The sequence below is a fragment of the Blautia sp. HA3515 genome (genome assembly GCF_059933065.1).
Map to the genome: position 1 here is coordinate 1 of NZ_JAYFUY010000038.1, position 2,966 is coordinate 2,966.

A 2,966-nucleotide genomic window follows, 5' to 3' on the forward strand; every position below is an offset into this window, starting at 1 on the left:
GCGCATAAAAAAATATGCGTGTCAGGCAAAAATAAGTGTTGACAATTAACCGGTTCTCTGCTAATATAATTGACTGTGAGCGGCAAAAAGCTTGCAGTCAGTGCTGCTGTGGCTCAGTCGGTAGAGCGTCGCCTTGGTAAGGCGGAGGTCACGGGTCCGATTCCCGTCAGCAGCTTTAAAGTCCTTGATTTTCAAGGACTTTTTTTCTAAATAAAAATGCTTACAAGCTGGAAAAGTAAGACCATTCGCAACAGGAGGGGAAAAGATGGAAAACGAAACCATTTCCAAGAATTTTATTGAGAATATTATTGATAAAGATTTGGCAGAGGGAGTTTATGATACTGTTCATACCCGTTTTCCGCCGGAGCCAAATGGTTATCTGCATATTGGCCATGCAAAGTCTATTCTTTTGAATTATGGTCTTGCTAAAGAACACAATGGTAAATTTAATATGCGTTTTGATGATACAAACCCGACCAAAGAAAAATCAGAGTTTGTAGATTCTATTAAAGAAGATATCCATTGGCTGGGAGCAGATTGGGAAGACAGACTGTTTTTTGCATCTGATTATTTTCCTCAGATGTATGAGGCTGCTGTAAAGCTGATCAAAAAAGGCAAAGCATATGTTTGTGACCTGACTGCTGAACAGATCCGTGAGTATAGGGGAACCCTGACAGAGCCAGGAAAGGAAAGTCCTTACCGCAACCGTTCTGTAGAAGAAAACCTGAATTTATTTGAAGAGATGAAGGAAGGCAAATATGGTGACGGCGAGAAAGTGCTGAGAGCCAAAATCGATATGGCATCTCCAAACATGAATATGCGTGACCCTGTTATTTACAGAGTTGCTCATCGTACCCACCACAGAACAGGAGACACCTGGTGTATTTATCCAATGTATGATTTCGCACACCCCATTGAGGATGCTATTGAAGGAATCACACATTCTATCTGCACCTTGGAGTTTGAGGATCACAGACCGCTTTATAACTGGGTGGTAGAGGAACTGGGAGTATCCCCATCCGCCAAAACAGATCGAGTTTGCAAAGCTGTATCTTACCAATGTGGTAACTGGTAAACGTTATATCAAAAAGCTTGTAGAAGATGGTATTGTAGACGGTTGGGATGATCCGCGTCTTGTATCTATTGCAGGTCTTCGCAGGAGAGGATATACACCTGAATCTATTAAGAAATTTGTAGAGCTTTGCGGTGTTTCCAAGGCAGATAGTTCTGTAGATTATGCAGCACTGGAATACTGCATCAGAGAGGACCTTAAGTTAAAACGACCGCGTATGATGGCCGTTCTGGATCCTATCAAACTGGTGATCGATAATTATCCGGAAGATCAGATTGAATATCTGGATGCTCCTAACAATATGGAGAATGAAGATCTGGGCAGCCGGAAGATACCATTTGGAAAAGAATTGTATATCGAAAGAGAGGATTTCATGATCGAACCTCCCAAGAAATACAAAAGACTTTTCCCAGGAACTGAGGTACGCCTGATGAATGCGTACTTTGTCACATGTACCGGATTTGAAGCAGATGATGATGGCACTGTACGGGTGGTGCATTGTACCTATGATCCGGCTACCAAGGGAGGTAATGCACCGGATGGACGTAAAGTAAAAGGGACGATCCACTGGGTAGAAGCATCCCATGCAGGAAAAGTCCTGGTTCGTCTGTATGAGAACATTGTAGATGAGGAAAAGGGTGTATACAATAAAGAAGATGGTTCCCTGAACCTGAATCCTAATTCCCTGGTTAAAACAGAGGCCTATGTGGAACCTGCACTGATGGAAGCAAAGGGATATGACAGCTATCAGTTTGTGCGGAATGGTTTCTTCTGTGCGGATATTCATGATTCAAAAGAAGGGCAGCCTGTCTTTAACAGGATCGTATCATTGAAGAGCAGCTTTAAACTTCCAAAAGCATAAAGATAAATAGAAAGGGGATGCAGCCTGTATTAAAGGTCTGCATCCCCTGAATTATTTATTCCACAGGAATTTTGGTTGTAGTTTCATCAGCAGCTTCTTCCTGGGAAGCATCAGCAGTCTTATCAGTTTCATTCTTTGCTTCCGGTTGGGAGTTGGCATCAGTGACGGCTTCATCAGGCAGCTTCTTCCTGGGGAAGCGGCTGTAACGTCATCTTCAGTTTCAGCACTTGGAGATGATGCAATCCCAGGACTGGAATGCTTCTTTAGATTCCTTCGCAGGCTTTTCTTCGGATTCATCCTGATCAAAGTCATCATCATCAAAATCAAAATCCTCAAGATCCGTGCGATTTTTCAAAAAAGCTGCAGCAATAGCACCAGCAGCAGCGGCTGTCAGGGCACCAACAGCGACAAATCCCCAGTATTTATTAATTTTTGCCATGGCGATATACTCCTTTCATATTATGAGTAAAACCGAGTGATTAGATTACTCATTTCTAATGTGTCCATTGTAATACTTTTGCCTGAAAAAGAAAAGAAAAATATAAAAGAAGTTGCATGGCAGTAAGGGAGAGGGTATACTATAGCATGTTAAAAATCGAAGAAAAAGATTTTGCAGGAGGAATTATGGATAATATTATTCTGGCATCTGCATCTCCTCGCAGGAAGGAACTTCTGCAGCTGGCAGGAGTAAATTTTACAGTACTTCCTGCAACAGGAGAAGAACAGATCAGTACAGATATCCCATGGAAAGCGGTGGAACAGTTATCCTTCCAGAAAGCACAGATGGTGGCTGAAAGCCACTCTTTGGAAGATGGAACGCTGGTTATAGGAGCAGATACCATCGTTGTTTATCAGGGAAAGATACTTGGAAAGCCAAAAGATGCAGAAGACGCAGTACAAACACTGCTTTGCCTTCAGGGGAATACACATCAGGTATACACAGGTGTGACAGTTTTCAAGAAACAGGCTGGCCAGTGGCTTACCAATACATTCTGGGAATGTACAGATGTTACGTTTTACCCGGTATCTTTG

Annotated in this window: 2 protein-coding genes, 1 tRNA gene and 1 pseudogene; 3 read left to right on the forward strand and 1 reads right to left on the reverse strand. The window is 42.5% G+C overall.

Annotation, left to right across the window (positions count from 1 at the left end; translation table 11 throughout):
• Positions 1-102: 102 nt before the first annotated feature.
• Both R1Y93_RS02715 and R1Y93_RS02720 read left to right on the forward strand, forming a co-directional pair.
• A tRNA-Thr gene (locus R1Y93_RS02715) sits at positions 103-175 on the forward strand.
• Positions 176-265: 90 nt separating this feature from the next.
• Positions 266-1,934, forward strand: a pseudogene (locus R1Y93_RS02720) (glutamine--tRNA ligase/YqeY domain fusion protein).
• 220 nt (positions 1,935-2,154) lie between these two features.
• On the opposite strand, the gene R1Y93_RS02725 reads toward R1Y93_RS02720, so the two are convergent.
• A complete protein-coding gene (locus tag R1Y93_RS02725; protein WP_500821545.1) occupies positions 2,155-2,373 on the reverse strand; it encodes a hypothetical protein in 219 nt (72 codons plus the stop codon).
• A gap of 146 nt (positions 2,374-2,519) precedes the next feature.
• On the opposite strand from R1Y93_RS02725, the gene R1Y93_RS02730 reads away from it, so the two are divergent.
• Positions 2,520-2,966: Maf family protein (locus R1Y93_RS02730; RefSeq protein WP_500821546.1), on the forward strand; the 447-nt coding region annotated here is incomplete at its 3' end.